The organism is Corallococcus sp. 4LFB (genome assembly GCF_046520365.1).
GTDB lineage: Bacteria > Myxococcota > Myxococcia > Myxococcales > Myxococcaceae > Corallococcus > Corallococcus caeni.
In genome coordinates, this window is the sequence record NZ_JBKGHJ010000953.1 from 1 (window position 1) to 1,545 (window position 1,545).

Sequence of the window (1,545 nt, forward strand, 5' to 3'; positions counted from 1 at the left end):
CGGAAGCAGGAGTGGAAGTCTCGGGCGCGTACGTGGCGCCGAGGACGCCGACGGAAGAGGTGCTGGCGGCGGAGTGGGCGAAGGTGCTGGGCGTCGGACGCGTCGGCGCGCGGGACAACTTCTTCGAGCTGGGCGGGCACTCGCTGCTGGCGACGCAGGCGATTTCGCGCGTGCGCTCCGTCTTCGGCGTGGAACTGCCGCTGCGCGCCCTCTTCGAAGCCCCCACCGTCGCGGGGCTCGCCGCGCGAGTGGACGAGGCCCGTCGCGGCCCGAAGGCCGAGGGCCGTCCGCCGCTGGTCGCTGGACGCTGGGAAGGCGCGGCGCCGCTGTCCTTCGCGCAGCAGCGACTCTGGTTCATTGATCAGTTCGAGCCGGGAAGCGCCTCGTACAACATCCCCGCCGCCGTCCGGCTGGAGGGAGCGCTGGACGTGCCGGCGCTGGAGCGTTCGCTGCATGCGCTCGTGCGTCGTCACGACGCGCTGCGGACCGTGATCCGCTCCGAGGAAGGCCGGCCCGCCCAGGTCGTCCTCACGGATGCCGAAATCCCGCTGACGCGAATCGACCTGGAAGGTCTGCCCGGCGCGGAGCGTGAAGCCGAAGCCCTGCGGCTCGCGGGCGAAGAGGCGCGCCGTCCGTTCGACCTGTCGAAGGGCCCCCTCTTCCGGTCGACGTGGGTGCGGATCGCGGAGCGCGAACACCTGTTGCTGCTGACGATGCACCACATCGTCTCCGATGGCGCCTCCATGGGCGTGCTCGTGCGAGAGCTGACCGCGCTCTACGAGTCGTTCCGCACGGGCCAGCCCGTGTCGCTGCCGGAGCTGCCGGTGCGGTACTCGGACTACGCGGCATGGCAGCGCGGCTGGTTGCAGGGTGACGCGCTGGAGTCGCAGCTCGCGTGGTGGACGGGGCAGCTCGCGGGCGCGCCTCCCGCGCTGGAGCTGATGACGGATCGGCCGCGCCCGGCGGTGCAGTCCTACCGGGGCGCGCGGTTGCCGGTGGCCCTGTCTGCGGAGCTGTCCGCGACGCTGCGGGGGCTCGGCAGGAGTGAGGGCGTCACGCCGTTCATGTTGCTGCTCGCCGCGTGGCAGGTGCTGCTGTCCCGCTACAGCGGGCAGGACGACGTGAGCGTGGGCACGCCCATCGCGGGCCGCGACCGGACGGAGCTCGAAGGGCTCATCGGCTTCTTCGTCAACACGCTCGTGCTTCGCACGCGGTTCGACGGCGCGCCCACGTTCCGCGAAGTGCTGGCGCAGGTGCGTGAGACGACGCTCGGTGCCTTCGCCCACCAGGACGTCCCGTTCGAGAAGCTGGTGGACGCGCTGAGCCCTGAGCGGGACCTGCGCCGTTCACCGCTGTTCCAGGTCATGTTCGCGCTTCAGCAGCAGCTCCTGACCGAACAGCAACTGCCCGGGCTGTCGCTGCGTCCCATTGAAGCCGATGACCGCACGGCCAAGTACGAGCTGACGCTGTCGCTGTCGGACACGGCGGAGGGGTTCTCCGGGTCGATTGAGTACAACACGGACCTGTTCGACGCGGGGACGGTGG

At 70.8% G+C, this 1,545-nt stretch carries 1 protein-coding gene; it reads left to right on the forward strand.

The genetic code is table 11. The features are described 5' to 3' along the window. Nucleotides 1–11 precede the first annotated feature (11 nt). Nucleotides 12–1,545 (forward strand): condensation domain-containing protein (locus ACLEQD_RS43105; protein WP_410391749.1); only part of this gene is annotated, 1,534 nt, incomplete at its 3' end.